This window comes from Candidatus Thermoplasmatota archaeon, from assembly GCA_022848865.1.
In the GTDB taxonomy this organism is placed as follows: Archaea; Thermoplasmatota; Thermoplasmata; order RBG-16-68-12; family JAGMCJ01; genus JAGMCJ01.
On the sequence record JAJISE010000045.1, the window covers coordinates 1 to 15,373 of the forward strand.

Genomic DNA, 15,373 nt, shown 5'->3' on the forward strand with positions numbered 1-15,373 from the left:
GAGATCATCCAGTTCGTCAAGTGGATCCAGCCCACGTTTGGGGCCATCAACCTGGAAGACATCGAGAAACCCAAGTGTTTCAACATTCTCAACACTCTGCGTGACGAGTGTGAGATCCCGGTGTGGCACGACGATCAGCAGGGGACTGCAACGATTTCAGTTGCGGGTACCATTAACTCGATGAAAATCGTGGGCAAGAAGCTTGACGAGGTCCTCATCTCGATGGTCGGTGCAGGTGCTGCGAACATCGCGACCTCTAGGGTTCTCATTACGGCTGGCGTTCCGATCAAGAACATCATCATGTCAGACAGCAAGGGCATACTCGAACCGGGAAGGAAGGATATTGAGGAGAAGAAGGACTGGTTCGTGGACAAGTGGAAGATGTGCCTCGAGTCGAACGGTGAGGGCAGAACGGGGAGTGTCGCGGATGCGATGAAGGACACGGACCTGTGCATCGCGGCTTCAAAGCCCGGCCCCGGAACAATCAAGCCGGAATGGGTGTCCGCCATGGCCACGGACGCTGTAATCTTTCCAGAGGCCAATCCGGTTCCCGAGATATGGCCGTGGGAGGCGAAGGAGGCGGGAGCCGTCATCGTCGCAACGGGAAGATCGGACTTCCCGAACCAGGTCAACAACTCGCTCGGCTTCCCCGGGATATTCAGGGGAACGCTCGATGTCAACGCGAGTACCATCACGGATGAGATGTGCATAGCGGCCGCCTACGAGATCGCCAAGACCGCCGAGGACCACGGGATCCACAAGGAATACATAGTCCCGACGATGGACCAGTGGGAGGTCTTCCCGAGAGAGGCGACTGCCGTGGCGATGAAGGCGATTGAGCAAGGTGTCGCCCGGAAGAAGCTGTCGCGCCAGGAGATATTCGAGAAAGCGGAGTTCATGATAGGAAGGGCACGGAAGCAGACCGAGGCGATGATGGCGAACAAGGACTTCATCCCGCCCGCGCCCGTCTAGTTCAACGGAACATCGCGACGTGCGGTTCGCGTATCACCGGACTTACCTGCTGCTCCAGTTTCCTGAAGCTGTCCTCTATCTCCTTTGCCTGTTCGTACAAGGGCTCGAGGTCTATTTCGACCTCTGGTATCAACAGATCGGCTGCCTTGACGAGTTCTGCGGCGGCGTGGGCATCTGGATATTCTGGCCTCGCTTCGGCAAGGAGGCTCGCGACATTGATGCCCCTCCATCTTCCCTCGTTCAGCAGAACGCCGGAGACGCCCGATATCATGGCGACCTCGATCTGTTCGATGCCGTTCTCTTTGAGCTCTTGGCGGGCTTCATCGGTACTTCCAACTCCCCAGACAGTCGGCTTCTTCCCCTCGGCTTCCTCCTCGATGTTCTCGGCGGGAAGACCCTCAAGGCTTATCACCCTCTCACATCCCTGCTCGGCGGCCCAGGATAGAATGGACCGAGCGATCGGCCTGTGGAGCTCTGAGGGCAGCGGAAACTCGGTTATGAAGACCGCCAGCTTGATGTCCTCCCTCGCATAAATGCGCGCGGGGAACTTCGGCTTCGTCGCGTATATCATGGACACGGGAGGGAAGTGCTCCGATTCCAGTGCACATATCTGATCGAGGTCAAGAGCGGAGATCATGTAGCTACAGGCGATCGTGCTCACGAGTCCCACGGTGGGGAATCCCTCGATGATGGTCCCTCCCCTGAGGTCAAAATCCTTGAACTTCCTAATTTCAATCTCGACGGTCATCTGACATCCCGTGACCTCAATCATTCCGTCACTATATATCGTTGGCGGAATGCGAAAGCGGGTGTCGAACAGCACGCAATGAGAATGGCGGGAGAACCCTGTTTTCGCCACGAAGAAAGTCGTCTGACCCAGACTCGAAACCTTTAAATCGACTCGCTGAATACCGCAGATGAACCCATGAAGAAGGTCGAAACCCTCACGAGAATCAAGGATGCTGAAGAGCAGGCAAAGAAGATGAAGAGCGATGCTCTGAAGGAGAAAGAGAAGATCATCCGTAACGCAAAGAGGGAAAGCCTCTTCGTCCTGGAAAACATGGAGAAGAAGGCCACGGAGCTTCACAAGGAGAAGCTCTCGGAAGTCGATTTGGAAATCCAACGGAAAAGGGAGAAGCTTCTCGAAGCTGGAAGACAAGAGGCTGAGTCGCTCAAGGCTCAGGCTGCAGACAAGGTTGATGAGGCTGTTGCATTTCTAATCAAGAAGTTCGAGGACGGGGTATTGCATGCTGAGACCGAAAGAAATGAGTAGGGTTCTCGTCCTCGGGCCCCGGGAATCCCTCGATGAGGTCGTAGAAGCCCTCTATCAAGAGGAGACGCTTCACATACTGGACTTCATCGAGCAGGATGAGACGTTTGCCATTGGGAAGCCCCTCGAGAGGGCATCCTCCGTCTCCGAGGACCTGGTCAAGCTCAGATCCATTTCAAGCATCTTGGATGTCGGCGAGAAAGGAGACAAAGAGGCTCTGGAAGTCGACACCGAGATGAGGAGCAAAATCCGTGCTCTGGAGATCAACCTCTCTGAGACCGATGACTCGCGCAAGAGAACGGAAGAACTGCTGAGCACCCTGGATGCGCGCATCGAGCATATGACGCCCTTCGCCTCACTTCCGTTGACGCTCGACATGTACAGGGACTACGAGTCTCTCTCTGTGCACGTGGGGCGTGTCACAAGGGACCTTTCCGACATCGGCTCCCATCTGAAGGACTACGAGCTCTTCGAGAGGGAACGCTTCGTGGCCCTGTTCGTGCCCATTGAAGGAGCAGAAGAGGCCACGGTGTATCTCGGAAGCAAGGGCTTCACTCAGGTGGACCTCCCGGACATGGACGGTGACCCCAAGGAGCTTCTCGTCAAGATGAAGGCTCAGAGGGAGAAGTGGGAGAAGAAGCTGTCATCCACGGAGAAGAGGCTCGACAAGCTGGGGCAGAAGTACTCAACATTCATCCTTTCCGCCGAGGAGACCCTGGCTGTCGAAGCGGAGAAGGCGGAGGCGCCACTCAGGTTCGCAACGACAGAACACACGTTCGTGATCGACGGGTGGGTGCCGAGGGACGACGCAAGGAAACTGAAGAAGGCCCTTGAGGACATGAAGGGAATCTTCGCGGACACCATAGACAGGGAGGACGAAGAGCCGCCCGTCCTGCTGGACAACCCGGAGATCCATGTGAGCAAGTTCGAATTCCTGATTCGGATCTTTTCGACTCCGAGCCATGATGAAGTGGACCCGACCCTGGTTCTCTCGTTGATATTCCCCGTTTTCTTCGGGCTCATGATTGGCGACCTGGGATACGGGCTCGTCATGATGGCAGTTGGCTTGTGGCTGAGGGGGAAGCTGAAAGACATACCAGAGCTTTCCAATCTGATGTGGATACTGTTCGTGTCGGGCTTCTTCGCAACGCTCTTCGGGATGTTCCTGTACGGTGACGCTTTCGGCATTGCATTTCACTATCACCCCTCTCCCGGAGAGACCCCCGCCCCTTGGCTCGGGTTCAACCTGATGGGCATCGACATTCCGTATAACGCGCCCATTCACAAGACCGGCAAGTTCGGGGCAATGGATCTCATCGCTCTGTCCATCCTCGCGGCTGGTGTTCACCTCGGGATTGGGTTCATCTTCGGCGTCATGAATGAGAGAAAGCGCAACAAGAAGCATGCACTGGCGAAGTTCGGATGGCTTCTAGTTCTGATCGGTCTTGTCATCGTGCTGTTGAGGGTTGCGGTGCAGGCAGAAGGCCTTGTCGTTCCGAAGGCCATTTGGTTCAACGACCTCGCCAATCTCACCTATCCGATCAGAGACGCAATGCTGGAGTCGTTCGTGTTCTTCGGAAGCTTACAGATCTCTTATGTGGGTGTAGTCCTAGTAGTTGCTGGTATGCCGCTCCTCGTCATAGGTGAAGGCGGGCTTGCCATCATTGAGATAGTCGGTCTCGTGGCAAACACGTTCTCCTATGCTCGAATCGCCGGCGTCGCTGTGGCAAAAGGTGCAACGGCGATCGCGTTCAACACGGTCTGTATGCCCATGATCTTCTACGCGGATGGGAACATCGCAATGATTATCATGGGCGCTATCTTCCTCTTTCTTGCTCATGCGACCGTGTTCATGCTGGGCGCGGTCTCAGCGGGCATCCAGGCACTTAGGCTCCACTATGTGGAATGGTTCATGAAGTTCTTCAAAGGAAATGGAATCGACTTCAGACCTTTCGGAATAAGGAAAGTACAGGAGGTGTAAGAGGAATGGCAGACCCTGGTTTGTTGGCAATGGCAGCCGCCATTACGATGGTGGGAGCAGCCTTCGCGACGGCATGGGCAGAAAAGGTCGTGGGCGCTGCGGCAGTCGGAGCAATGGCAGAGAATGAAGCCCTTTTCGGTAAGGGCATCGTCTTCATGGTGCTCCCAGAGACCATCGTGCTGTTCGGCTTCGTCATAGCCTTCCTATTGGTAGGTAAAGTCTAGGACAAAGGGATTCACAATGGGACTAGAATCCGTAGTCAAGGGCATCCTAGAAGCTGGAAGAAGGGAGTCCGAGGAGATAGTCAGCGGTGGCAAGAAAGAAGCGAGTGGAATAAACGCCGAAGCTAAGAAGAAAGGGACCGAGGCTATGAACGGCAGAGTCCAGGAGGCTGAGGTCCTGGGGGAGAAGAGAAGAGTGCAGGACCTGGCGAGGGCGGACCTCGAAGTGAAGAGGATAGCGCTCGAAGCTCAGAAGGAGATCCTGGACCTGATCTACTCCGAGGCATTGGAACGCCTGCGAGTTCTCCCCTCGAACGATGCGGTCCTCAGACGACTCCTCAGTGCTCACATGGCCGATGTGAGGACTGGAAGGGTCCACTCCAACGAGAGGGACAGGGTGATCGTTCAGTCGATCGTCGGCGAAAGCTATGCGGGGACAAGACCGGTCCTTGGAGGCATCGTCATCGAGAGCATAGACGGGAAGACCACCGTGGACCTTACGTACGAGACTCTGATGCAGAAGACATGGGAGGATTCCGTGAGGGAGGTTGCTCAGGTCCTATGGCGATAATGGGGAAGCTGAGACAGAAGCTCAAGGGAAAGATACCCATCGAGCTCGGTAACTACCCCTACGTCTGTGCGAGAGTCAAAGGGAAAAAGAGCAAACTGATCTCGAAGGACAGCTACGCAAGGATCCTGAAGATGGAGACTCCGAGCATCTCGCGGCTACTCGGCGAGGGCCAGTACAGGGAGCAGATGCTCGCCCTCGGGGCGAAGTACTCGGGCGTGGACCTCATCGAGATGGCGACACGCAACAATCTTGCCGAGGTCTTCACGCAGATAATCGAGTTCTCGGAGGGCAACCTCAGAACGATGATTTCCAGGTTCCTGGACCGCTGGGACGTCTGGAACATCAAGACAATCATACGAGGCAAATCCTACGGCGCCGCGAACGAGGAGATAATCGAGGACCTCATTCCTGCGGGTTCGTTCTCAACGGAGTTCCTCCAGAAGCTTGCCGAGAAGGAGACCGTCGAGGAGGTCATGGAGGAGCTTGAGAACACTATCTACGATCTTGCCCTCCAGGAAGCCAAGGGCGAGGACGAGGAGTTCCCGCCGATCTCGGTCTTCGAGGACGCCCTTGACCGTACGTATTACTCCTTTCTTCTCGAGGTCGTGCCTCCAACGACGGAGCCGATGAAGCTGTTCAGGATGTTCATAAGGAAGGAGATCGACATGATAAACCTCAGAACGCTTCTGAGGACCAGAGAGGACGCGGAGAGGATAGAGCGCGACGTCTTCATCGAGGGTGGATTGGAGCTGTCCAAGGAGGAGCTCGATACGTTCATGCCACTGTCGCTTGAGGATCTGCTTCCGAGGCTGCAGAAGTACTCCTTCTACGATGACATCTCGGGTCCCCTGAAGGAGGTCAAGACGAAGGGCCTCAATGACGTGGCCAGAGCCCTTGAGAAGCATCATCAGAGACAGGCATCGAGGTATTCGAGCCTCCATCCCCTATCGATACTTCCGGTTCTGGACTACATGATATCGAAAGAGATCGAGGTGGAGAACATCAGGATCATCGCGCGCGGGAAGCGGGACGGCCTGAGCGAGTCCACCATATGGGACCTCCTGGTGATCTGAGTGGAGATAGCTGTCGTCGGGGATGAGGACTTCGTTCTCGGGTACAAGCTCGTGGGCATCAGGAAGACGTATCCAGCAGAGGACGAGGAGCTGGAGTCCGTCATCAATGACGTTCTGCAGGACACGCGCGTCGGCATCCTCGTCCTTTCCGCGCGTTCGCTGGGCAAGGTCAGTGCGGGCGCCAAGAGAAGGATAATGGCCAGCTCGCACCCCGTTGTCATAAGTGTTGGCGCGGAGCAAGAGGAGGACCTCAGGGAGAAGGTCAAGAAGGCAATTGGAGTCGATTTGTACAAGAGCTAAGGGAGGAAGAGGAATGGAAGAGATCGAGAGACCCGAGATGACACGCCCCGTGGGGGAGACAGCAGGCGAGATCTACCGTGTCGCGGGTCCAGTCGTCACCGCCACGGGCATCCATCCGAGGATGTACGACGTGGTTGAAGTGGGTCATGAGAAGCTGATGGGCGAGGTCATCCAGATAGTAGGGGAGAAGACGATCATCCAGGTCTATGAGGACACGAGCGGCGTCAAGCCGGGGGAGCCCGTCCGTGATACGAAGGCCTCCCTGGTCGTGGAGCTCGGACCCGGTCTGCTGGGGACCATATACGATGGCATACAGAGGCCGTTGAAGGTCCTCACCGAGACGATGGGGGACTTCATCCTGAGGGGCGTTTCCGCTCCTGGCATCTCCAGAGAGAAGAGATGGGGATTCACGCCCACGGTCGCCGTCGGCGACACTATTCAGGGCGGGACCATCATAGGTAAGGTTCAGGAGACCACTCACACCGAGCACAGAGTGCTCTGCCCGCCGAAGATGTCGGGGAAGGTCACCGACATAAGAGAGGGAGAGTTCACCGTCACCGACACGGTGTGCACGCTCGAAAACGGGCAGAAGATCTCGATGATGCAGAAGTGGCCGGTCAGAGTGCCGCGACCGTCCGTGGAGAAGCTGATGCCCTCGATCCCTCTGATCACCGGCCAAAGGGTATTGGACATGTTCTTCCCCGTCGCAAAAGGCGGAACCGCCGCCATCCCCGGCGGGTTCGGCACGGGAAAGACCGTGACCGAGCACCAGCTGGCCAAGTGGTGCGACTCCGAGATAGTCGTTTACATCGGGTGCGGTGAGCGGGGGAACGAGATGACGGAGGTCCTGACGGATTTCCCCAAACTGGAGGATCCGAAGACGGGAGCTCCTCTCATGGAACGCACCGTCCTCATCGCGAATACGAGCAACATGCCCGTCGCCGCCAGAGAGGCGTCCGTCTACACTGGCATCACGATCGCAGAGTACTACAGGGACATGGGATACGACGTCGCCCTCATGGCGGACAGCACGAGCAGATGGGCCGAGGCCATGCGAGAGATCTCCTCGCGTCTAGAGGAGATGCCGGGCGAGGAAGGTTATCCCGCATATCTGTCCTCGAGACTGTCGGAGTTCTACGAGAGGGCCGGGCGGGTCAAGACGCTCTCAGGGGCCGAAGGCTCGGTCAGCGTCGTCGGTGCGGTCTCACCGCCTGGCGGGGACTTCTCCGAACCCGTGACCCAGGGAACCCTCCGCATAACCAAGGTCTTCTGGGCGCTCGACACGAGGCTGCGAGAGAGGAGGCACTTCCCCTCCATCAACTGGCTCACGTCCTACAGCCTGTACAACAGAACGCTCAGCGACTGGTTCGTCGAGAACGTCAGTCCTCATTGGTCCGAGCTTCGTGAGTGGTCCATGGCCATCCTCCAGCGCGAGGCCGAGCTGCAGGAGATCGTCCAGCTCGTGGGCTCCGATGCGCTCCCCGAGGACGAGCAGCTGACGCTCGAAGTTGCCAGGATGATAAGGGAGTTCTTCCTGCAGCAGAACGCATTCCACCCCGTGGACACGTTCGCGCCGCTTGAGAGGCAGTACGAGCTGCTCGCAACGATAAAGAGGTTCTCGGACCTTGCGAAGAAGGCTCTGTCGCTGGAAGTGACCTATCAGGAGCTGGCGGACATGGACTCGATAACGCTCCTGGGCAAACTGAAATACGAGGAGGACTTCGCGGGCGAACTCAAGAGGGTCACGGACAAGATGGACGAGGAGTTCAGGCAGAAGGAGGTGATTTCCTGACCAAGGAGTACAGGACCATCAGCGAGATCGCGGGCCCGCTCATCTTCGTGGAGAAGACGGAATGGGTCGGCTACGGCGAGCTCGTGGAGATCGTCCTTCCGGACGGAACGAGAAAGAGGGGGCAGGTCCTCGACACATCGAAGGACATCGTCGTCGTACAGGTCTTCGAGGGAACCGCCGGGATCGACAGAAGCTCGAGCGTCAAGTTCCTCGGCGAGACCGTCAAGCTGAACGTGTCCAAGGATATGCTGGGCCGCGTCCTCTCAGGCTCCGGAGAGCCGCTGGACGGGGGACCGCCAGTGATTCCCGAGAAGAGGATCGAGATCCTGGGCGCGGCGATCAACCCATTCTCAAGAGCCCCGCCAGAGGAGTTCATACAGACCGGGATTTCCACCATAGACGGGATGAACACCCTCGTCAGGGGGCAGAAGCTTCCGATATTCTCCGGTTCCGGACTTCCGCACAACGAGATCGCGCTCCAGATCGCGAGGCAGGCGAAGGTCCTCGGTGAGGAGAAGGAGGAGTTCGCGGTCGTCTTCGTCGCGATGGGCATCACCCACGAGGAGGCGCAGTACTTCATGCAGGACTTCGAGCGGACGGGCGCGCTCAAGCGGGCGGTCCTGTTCCTGAATCTTGCCGACGACCCGGCCGTCGAGCGGTTGATCACGCCGCGAATGGGACTGACCGCCGCGGAATACCTCGCCTACGAGCAGGACTATCACATCCTCGTCATTCTCACGGACCTCACCAACTACTGCGAGGCGCTCCGGCAGATCGGAGCCGCCAGGGAAGAGGTTCCCGGAAGGAGGGGCTATCCGGGCTACATGTACACTGATCTGGCGACGATGTACGAGCGGGCGGGCAGGATACACGGCAAGAAGGGTTCCATCACTCAGATCCCGATCATATCGATGCCGGACGACGACATCACGCATCCGATACCAGACCTGAGCGCCTACATCACGGAAGGCCAGCTGGTCGTCTCAAGGGAGCTGCACAGGAAGGGCATCTACCCGCCGATAGACATCTCCCCGTCGCTCTCGAGGCTCATGGACGCCGGGATCGGCGCAGAGCAGACGAGGGAGGACCACAAGCAGGTCTCGGACCAGTGCTACGCGGCCTACGCGGAAGGAAAGGACCTCCGCGGGCTGGTCGCGATCGTCGGAAAGGAGGCCCTCTCCGGGAGGGACAGGAAACTGCTCGACTTCGCGGACGTGTTCGAGGCCGAGTTCGTCCGGCAGGGCAGGGAGGAGGACAGGGAGATCCTCAGAACGCTGGGCATCTCCTGGGAAATGCTCGCCGGCCTGGAGGAGAGGATGCTGACGAAGATAGACAGGGTCACGTTGGAGAAGTATTACCCCAAACGCCGAGAGGGAGAGGATGGTCAGGGAGTACAAGGCGACTAGGTCGGAGCTTCTCGAGCTCAAGAAGCAGATCAAGCTGTCCACGACCGGGCACAGACTGCTCAAGATGAAGAGGGACAGCCTCATCGCCGAGTTCTTCAAGATCCTAGACAAGGCCAAGGGCATCAGGTCCGGCATCCAGGACAAGTACGACCGCGCCATGGAGAGGCTATCCATCGCGAAGGCGATCGAGGGCACGATAGGCGTCAAGTCGGCCGCGTTCGCCGCGCTCGAGAACCCGGAGATGGAGCTCACAACGAAGAACATCATGGGCATCGTCGTTCCGGAGATCCAGTCCAGGAGCGTCAAGAAGAGGATCGACGAGCGGGGCTACGGCATCATAGGCACGTCCTCCAGGATCGACGAGGCGGCCGAGGCGTTCGAGGACCTGGTGGAGGACATCGTCATCGCGGCGGAGATCGAAACCACGATGCGCAGGCTGCTGGACGAGATCGAGAAAACGCGAAGGAGGGTCAACGCGCTCGAGTTCAGGGTCATCCCCAATCTCGAATCGCAGGAGGCGTTCATCAGGCTCCGGCTGGAGGAGCTCGAGCGGGAGAACATCTTCCGCCTGAAGAGGTTCAAGGAGGCCTGATGGGCCTTATCGACAAGTTCGTCGAGATGTATCAGACCCCCGAGGGGAAGATGCGGCTCTTCCGCATTCTGTTCTGGATATCGACCGCCTTCATGCTCTTCGGGCTTGGGCTGATCGTTCTGTCCGTCTTTGGATGAGCCTGCAAGGGTAGCGGGCTCAGAACTGCTTCTAGTACGGAGACACAGCGAACAGCAAGGATCCTGCAAGGAATAGCAAGGGTTCGGCAAGGATTCCACAAGGATCCGACAAGAAACCCACAAGGAAGAAGCAGGATTCGACAAGGATCCGACAAGAAACCCACAAGGAAGAAGCAGGATTCGACAAGGATGTCTATGGTAAGTCTATGGTAAGTCCCTAGGATGTCACAGGAAACCCAGGCGGGACCTTAGGGAAACCTAGGGCGGAGCTTAGGATTCGCCTATGGTTTGTCACGACCCGTCCCGTGCACGCTGCTCAAATGAGTTCCCCATTCCTGGTGAAAGATCCGTGGAAGAAGCTCGGAGTCCGAATGCGATGGAAAGCGGGAAATATCAGCGCAGAATATAAACTGGTGAATGAGCGGGATAGCCGACGTCCTACTGTTCGTCTCGATAGCCCTTCTCGCAGCCGGCTTCTTCTGGAAGCACAACCGCTGCCACCTCGTCCGCGCGGCGGGATGGACGGTCTTCGGCATCTTCTGGTGGCTCCAGATACCCGACTACATCGCGGCGGTGGACGTCTTCAACGCCCTCGCGAGCGCGCTGGCCCTGCCCGCGTTCATGTTCTTCGCATATCACGAGTTCCTTTCCTACCGCTGGCGGGAGGAGTACCAGCCGCTCAAGTTCCTGGCGGGCGCGACGTTCCTCGCAGCGGGCATCTTCTTCACGGTCGACAGAATCCCGTTCCTCGCGGGGAACCTCATCCAGGTCGTCGCCGACCACACGGTCGCCCTGCTGAACGCGTTCGGCGGCAACTACTGGACCGAGGGCATCCACTACCCCGGCGGGTTCAGCTGGTACAGGGTCTCCGCAGATGAGATCTACGTCCCGATCAGGGAGGCGGACATACACATCATCCTTGCCTGCACCGCCATACAGGCCCTTGCGGTCGCGGTGAGCTTCATCGTCTCCACGGAGGCCAAGTGGAAGCGCAGGGGCATCGCGCTCGGGATTAGCATCCCCGTGATCTACATCATGAACCTCGTGAGGAACGTGGTCGTGATACACCTCTACGACGTCCAGAGCGTCAGCTTCGAGCTCGCTCACGGCTCCATTGGGAAGATGATATCGCTCCTCACGCTCGTGGGACTGGTCGTCCTGCTCTTCGAGATCCTGCCCCAGTTCTATGACAACATAATGGGCTCGTTCGACCTGCTGTGGAGAAAGGGGCCAAAGCACGAGCCGAAGGACATCTACGAGCGGCTGTTGAAGAAGAAGCCTACTTGAGCTTCCGCTCCCAGTCGCCCTCTTTGTATTTCTTCACCCCGACGATGAGGGCCATCATCTCGTCCAGGTCCTCGAGCGAGGTCACGTCGCCCGACCACTTCTTCTCGTGGAACCCGTACCTCGTCTCGAAGTCCGTAACAAAAGCCGCCATGGTGCTCTCCGCCCACCTGGGCGGGTTGCCAGCGAAGAACGCCGCAGCGTAGATGTGCGAGCCCTTGGCGATGAGTATCTTCTTCTCTCCGAACTCGAACGTCCTCAGCTGATCGTCCTCCCTGAAGGAGTCGCGTATGAACTCCTGTATCGCGGTCAGCATCCCCGCCAGGATATCCTCGTCCCTGTCCGCGTGCAGCCTTCTCGTCCTGTGAGCGATGAGCCTGCCCTCGTTGCCCACGATGAACATGTCCTCGACGGCGTACATCTCCCTGATGCTGCGCCACGCGAAGATCAGGACCGCGAGCACGACAATGAGAATGAATGCGGACCAGGGGAAGAACAGGACGTCCCAGATCGGCGGGGCGAGCGCTCGCACCCTCACCGACGCCGAGGCGGTGACGCCGCTCACCGTTGCGTTCATCCAGCCGCTGTCGGATATCGTCTGGGCCTTCAGCTCGTTCTGCGTGACGGAGCCCACGTTGCTCGTCCAGACGACCTGGATCGGGGCTATCTCCACCTCGTTGCCGTCGCCGTCATATCCCACGGCCAAGAAGACCTGCTTCTGACCCACCTTGAGGTCCACCGTGTCCGGGATCACCTCCAGCGTCGCCAGTGCCCCGGGGACGATGAGGAAGTCATCCGTCACCGCCGACAGGTTGTCGTCGTGGCGGGCGGTGATGTTCCCAACGCTTACCGCTAGAATGGGATCGAAGACCGCGTAGTTTCGCCGCTCAGGGGATATCGTGCCGAAGTTCCCGGAAAGGGACCAGTTCGCGTTCACGGGCCCGATGAAGTTGTCGAAGAAGTCGTATCCGTAACAGTAGAGGGTGATGTTGTCGTCCGTGGTTATCGTGCCCAGTGACCATGGGAAGACCCTCACTATGCGAAGCGCACCCGGTGTGACGGTGACCTGAACGCTCGCGCTCATCGAGGAGTTCGTATCGTTGCAGTACACCGTCCAGACGCTCCCGCTAGTGTTCGCCGAGCCCGGGTAGTATATCCCAGTGACGCCCACTATTCCGAGCGGGTCGGTCGTGTTCCAGACGGGCGTGATGACGACCTCGTTGCTCTTGTTGTCGTAGCCCCTGCAGTCGAAGTCCACGGACTCGTCGGTCGTTCCGGCCCAGGAGGCGGGGGTTATCTCCAAGCTATTAATCAACGCGGGCGCGATATCCACGGTCGCGTTCGCCCAAAGGCCGCCTGCGCTGGCGGTGATGATCCAGGAACCTGCGTCATGGGGAACATACATCCCGTTCGGGTCGACCGAACCGTTCACATCCGTCGTCGTCCAAGTGAACGTCATCGAGAGAACGTGCCCGTACGCGTCGTAGGCGGTCGCGTCGAAGTCGTGAACGTCCTCGGCGGTCCCGCTCCAGAAGGTCGGATCGATGACGATGTGATCGAGAGCCCCGAGGAACTCGTAGTCCAGGCTCATGTTGTACAGCTGAGGCGTGACTGTCGTGTCAGTCGTCATGAGATTCGCCCTGATGGTGATGTTCTGAGCGGTCAGCGCGGACAGGCTTGCGCCCGGTGTCGTTGAGATCCAGTTCGATGCGATGTCGTCCCAGTACCAGTAGGTGATATCGCAGGCGGGCGGGATTGCGTGCGAGGCGTTGAACTCCCTCCAGCCAACGAGCGGTTCGGCGGGCGTGAAGTCCATTGTTCGCACGAATCCTGTCGGGGAATACTGCCAGCCACTGATCGTTACGGAGTTCACGAACGGAGTTAGGCTGGCGTTCGTCGTCGTGAGCGAAATGTTGTACTGGATGTATTTGGCGGAGGGATCTTGTATCGGCTCCCCGGAGGAATTCGTGAGCGGTAGGGACCACGGACTCCAAGAGCCGTTTGGCGGGTATGTGTCCCCTGTCCTCGTTCTCACGGAGACGTTGTACGCGGGATCTTGTGTTCCTTCGACCCAGGATATGTTCTCCCATGTCGTGTTAAAGGAAGCATCGAAAACTTGAGACGCGAGCCAGCCATCGTTGTAGTCGGGCCAGATGATGGAGACATTATCGAATCTCAGGTCCGCCTGACAGGCGGCGGAGGTATCCACGATGAGATGCAGCGAGAGCGATATCTGATAGGTGTCCGCTGCCATCATGTAGGAGCTCAGATCGAAGTACATGGATGTCCACTGTTGCGTGGAAACGAACGTCTTGTTCCAGGTGAAGTCGCTCCCAGAGTTGTTGACCCTGACGGTCGCGTTGTAGAGCGAGGCGCCCTGCACGGTCTCGACGAGGTAGTCGAAGGTAAGGACCACACCGTGCGGCTGTCCAGAGGTTGGGTCGGGCTTCACAAAGGTCTGGTTGATGTACGCCGTCTGCCCGAAGCTCTTGTGGAATGTGAGACGGATGTCATCGACGTAGAAGAGGACGGGAACGGTGACGTTTGTGGCAAGAACTCGGATAGTCGCAATTGAAGAGAGGTCGCCTGTGAATTCTAGGAGGGAGAAACTGTAGTACCGCCATCCCGGAAACATCTGTAGTGCCGAGAGACTCTGCTCCACTCCATCACTTAAGTTCACGAATATCAGCAAATCAGATCCAGTGTAGGTCGTGTTTCCCCTGAAGACAACTCGGTTGTACGCTGACCAATCCGGGTTGCCTCCAGTACCCCGCTCAACTCCTCCCCATCTAGTAGGATCGCCATTAGGCACATACGAAACATTGAGCGATCCAGGTCCTTCGATAACGATGGTCGTCTCCTGATTTGGCGTGACTCCAGCACCGGGTGAGACCGTGCCGCTCCACCCCGTTCCGGCAATGTCATCCATACTGTCGAACTGAACATCAACCTCCCCGCTACTGTGCTTGAGGAAGGCATTCTCAGCGGTCCCATTCCAGCCCGTCGTGATATCAGGCGTCGTGCCGTCGCTCCACGGCCCGCTAGAAGAGAAGTCGCCGACAGAGATGAGGTCTCCAGAGTTCCCGCTCAGCTCGATGAAGTTGCCACCGTCGATGCTGATGTTGTGATCCGCCTCCGCGTCAAGGAAGTCTCCCTCCGTCGTGTCAGTGAAGCTCACGTTCACCCGCTCGAGCTCGGCGACTCCACCGCTGACTGAGACGCCGGAATGCGAGTAGTTCAGCGGGTCATCGAGATCCCAGGTCGCGGTCTTCGTCCCGTCGAGGTTGTCCACGACATCGGGGTCCGAGCCAGAGGACGCGGGAAGCCCCATGAGGAACGCCGCTTGCAGTACCACTACAGAGACGAGCAGGAGGCAGCTTCGCCTTCGGAGGCTTTCCGGCTTCATCGGCTTACCTCGAGGTTTTCTCCCTCCTCCCCCAGCGTTCTCCCCCTTCGATAGGAGAACTCTCGGTTTCAATGAGACAGATTCTACTTAAAGATATCGAAGAGCGCATCCAGCATCACAGGATTATCCCGAGCTGACTCTCGATGACCATCCTGCCCACCGCCTCGAAGGCCTCCTGGACGCCCTCTCCGGTCTTCGCACTGGCGTACGTGAAGGGCGCCTCGAACGCCTTCGCGATCTCCGTGGCCTCCTTGTCACCGAACTCGGCCTTGTCCTCGAGGTCCACCTTGTTCAGGGCGATCATGACGGGGATCTTGCCCGCCTCCTTCATCGTGGAATCCACCCAGTCATCCAGGTCCACGAGCGTT

The 15,373-nt window shown here is 58.1% G+C and carries 15 protein-coding genes; 12 read left to right on the forward strand and 3 right to left on the reverse strand.

The genetic code is table 11. From position 1 onward, the window contains the following. The coding region (locus LN415_08130) for a malate dehydrogenase (protein ID MCJ2557053.1) at positions 1-972 on the forward strand (972 nt) is incomplete at its 5' end. A 1-nt stretch (position 973) separates the two neighbouring features. On the opposite strand, the gene LN415_08135 is transcribed toward LN415_08130, so the two are convergent. Continuing rightward, positions 974-1,744, reverse strand: a complete 771-nt coding sequence (locus LN415_08135; protein MCJ2557054.1) for a PAC2 family protein — start codon at positions 1,742-1,744, stop codon at positions 974-976. A gap of 153 nt (positions 1,745-1,897) precedes the next feature. Between LN415_08135 and LN415_08140 the strand changes: the two genes are divergently transcribed. The 11 genes from LN415_08140 to artA all read left to right on the forward strand — a co-directional run bounded on the left by LN415_08140 (position 1,898) and on the right by artA (position 11,602). Then, positions 1,898-2,245: a hypothetical protein gene (locus tag LN415_08140; protein MCJ2557055.1), complete on the forward strand. Its 348-nt coding sequence runs from the start codon at positions 1,898-1,900 to the stop codon at positions 2,243-2,245. Beyond that, positions 2,238-4,223 (forward strand): V-type ATP synthase subunit I, encoded by a 1,986-nt coding sequence (locus tag LN415_08145; protein MCJ2557056.1) that lies wholly within the window; start codon positions 2,238-2,240, stop codon positions 4,221-4,223. The genes LN415_08140 and LN415_08145 overlap by 8 nt, the downstream gene beginning before the upstream one ends. A gap of 5 nt (positions 4,224-4,228) precedes the next feature. Next, positions 4,229-4,447 carry a V-type ATP synthase subunit K gene (locus tag LN415_08150; protein MCJ2557057.1) on the forward strand — a complete coding sequence of 73 codons (219 nt, stop codon included), beginning with the start codon at positions 4,229-4,231 and terminating at the stop codon, positions 4,445-4,447. Positions 4,448-4,463: 16 nt separating this feature from the next. Beyond that, positions 4,464-5,015, forward strand: coding sequence for a hypothetical protein (locus LN415_08155; protein MCJ2557058.1), 552 nt, complete (start codon positions 4,464-4,466; stop codon positions 5,013-5,015). Then, positions 5,006-6,088 (forward strand): ATP synthase A1 subunit C, encoded by a 1,083-nt coding sequence (gene ahaC / locus LN415_08160; GenBank protein MCJ2557059.1) that lies wholly within the window; start codon positions 5,006-5,008, stop codon positions 6,086-6,088. Before LN415_08155 ends, ahaC begins: the two co-directional genes overlap by 10 nt. Further along, a complete protein-coding gene (locus LN415_08165; protein ID MCJ2557060.1) occupies positions 6,089-6,388 on the forward strand; it encodes a V-type ATP synthase subunit F in 300 nt (99 codons plus the stop codon). A 13-nt stretch (positions 6,389-6,401) separates the two neighbouring features. Continuing rightward, positions 6,402-8,180, forward strand: a complete 1,779-nt coding sequence (locus tag LN415_08170) for a V-type ATP synthase subunit A (protein ID MCJ2557061.1) — start codon at positions 6,402-6,404, stop codon at positions 8,178-8,180. Further along, positions 8,177-9,586 carry a V-type ATP synthase subunit B gene (locus LN415_08175; protein MCJ2557062.1) on the forward strand — a complete coding sequence of 470 codons (1,410 nt, stop codon included), beginning with the start codon at positions 8,177-8,179 and terminating at the stop codon, positions 9,584-9,586. The genes LN415_08170 and LN415_08175 overlap by 4 nt, the downstream gene beginning before the upstream one ends. Then, positions 9,561-10,178 carry a V-type ATP synthase subunit D gene (locus LN415_08180; protein MCJ2557063.1) on the forward strand — a complete coding sequence of 206 codons (618 nt, stop codon included), beginning with the start codon at positions 9,561-9,563 and terminating at the stop codon, positions 10,176-10,178. Before LN415_08175 ends, LN415_08180 begins: the two co-directional genes overlap by 26 nt. Then, entirely contained in the window at positions 10,178-10,315 is a 138-nt protein-coding gene (locus LN415_08185; GenBank protein ID MCJ2557064.1) for a hypothetical protein, read from the forward strand. The genes LN415_08180 and LN415_08185 overlap by 1 nt, the downstream gene beginning before the upstream one ends. Positions 10,316-10,732: 417 nt before the next feature. Beyond that, positions 10,733-11,602: an archaeosortase A gene (artA, locus tag LN415_08190; GenBank protein ID MCJ2557065.1), complete on the forward strand. Its 870-nt coding sequence runs from the start codon at positions 10,733-10,735 to the stop codon at positions 11,600-11,602. Here artA and LN415_08195 read toward each other — a convergent pair. Beyond that, a complete protein-coding gene (locus LN415_08195; protein MCJ2557066.1) occupies positions 11,595-15,005 on the reverse strand; it encodes a hypothetical protein in 3,411 nt (1,136 codons plus the stop codon). The two genes, artA and LN415_08195, sit on opposite strands and share 8 nt — an antisense overlap. 115 nt (positions 15,006-15,120) lie before the next feature. Beyond that, the coding region (locus LN415_08200; protein MCJ2557067.1) for a hypothetical protein at positions 15,121-15,373 on the reverse strand (253 nt) is incomplete at its 5' end.